This is a genomic window from Pseudoalteromonas sp. S558 (assembly GCF_005886635.1).
Classification (GTDB): Bacteria; Pseudomonadota; Gammaproteobacteria; order Enterobacterales; family Alteromonadaceae; genus Pseudoalteromonas; species Pseudoalteromonas aliena.
Genome location: NZ_PNDU01000425.1, coordinates 1 through 1,237, shown reverse-complemented (window position 1 = coordinate 1,237; position 1,237 = coordinate 1). Strand labels below are relative to the sequence as shown.

3 protein-coding genes are annotated in these 1,237 nt (G+C 35.4%); all 3 read left to right on the top strand.

Annotated elements, in window-relative coordinates; all coding sequences use genetic code 11:
- Positions 1-250 (top strand): hypothetical protein (locus CWB66_RS22485; protein WP_212747842.1); only part of this gene is annotated, 250 nt, incomplete at its 5' end.
- 48 nt (positions 251-298) lie between these two features.
- Positions 299-631, top strand: coding sequence for a hypothetical protein (locus CWB66_RS20375; RefSeq protein WP_138586862.1), 333 nt, complete (start codon positions 299-301; stop codon positions 629-631).
- Positions 606-1,001 (top strand): hypothetical protein, encoded by a 396-nt coding sequence (locus tag CWB66_RS20370; protein WP_138586859.1) that lies wholly within the window; start codon positions 606-608, stop codon positions 999-1,001. Before CWB66_RS20375 ends, CWB66_RS20370 begins: the two co-directional genes overlap by 26 nt.
- The last annotated feature ends 236 nt before the right edge of the window (positions 1,002-1,237 follow it).

The following is a 1,237-nucleotide window of genomic DNA, read 5'->3' as shown; positions in this document are numbered from 1 at the left end:
CCATGTCGGGCGTACACAAGTGTATAAACACGGATTCATTTTTTCGTGCTTCGCACTCCAAAATAAACCGGTTATACAAGCGTTATATTTTTTAAGGGAAAATATGGATAGTTATTTATCACAAATCGTTAATGTAGTTTTAGCTGTTATTGTAACATTTGCACTAAATACAGGGCTTTCGTATTTGGTTAGTGATAACGGTAGTGTAACAATAGGTCGTCCTCTTGATATTCAAGAAACAAGTTATTAACCTTTAGAAATAAGTAATTATTCTGGTGAGACAATTGATGGGTTATCATTGTTGTTACCTGAATCAACTGAAATATCATCTATTATTGTTTCTGATGCAATAAAAATGGAGTTTGTTAAGACGGCTAAAGCCCCTAAAGGGAGAAAGTTATTTGAGTTGTCAGGTATAAAAACTGGTAATGAAACTAGGATCTTGATACCGAATGATAAAACTGGAGAGGCTTGTTGTGAATTTACTAATTTGGAAGACCTAAGGTTTACTCTTAAAAATGATACGGATGTGAAAAATCCAATTAATGAGGCTATCTCTGAATCTATAAGAATAGCTCTAATTTATGGTGTGATGGTGCTGCTTTTTGCTTTTTGCTCTTTGGGTAACTAGTAAATTTAAAAAGCTTTCTAAACTATCCGATGAACGTTCAGAACGACTTGATAGAATTGAGGAAAGGCATGAGGTTAATAGCAAAAAACTGCACAAAGACCTTGATGAAATACGGTTGCTTAATAAACGTCAAAGGATGTATTTACTTAAACGAATCACAGATTACTCAAAAGAGATTAAGTTTTGGCGAAATACCGTTCATAAAATATTGATCGAGGAAATTACTCCAGAAGAAATTGAACAAAGATTAAGAGTTGTTAGTAAAAACCTCGATACAAGATCTACTCATGGAAAAATAGAAGAGGAGTATAATGATTTTAAAGATCTTTCTTCTGTTGTCATGAGCATCAATGAGCAATCAAAAATATAATCGGGTAGCCGGAGGTCTCTAACCTCCAGCCCCCACACCACCCATCATGCGGGTCCGCAATGGGCGGTTCATCTCCCGTAATGAATATTGATCCAAATATCTCTCAATGACACTAAACCTTGTGACGCTAAGTAGTCATTGCCTAGCGCAATGTTAATTCCTTTTGTTTTTGAGCTTCTACAAGGGCCTTTACAGTGGAATTAAATTAGACACCCACTCTAACTCGTTTACGTGTA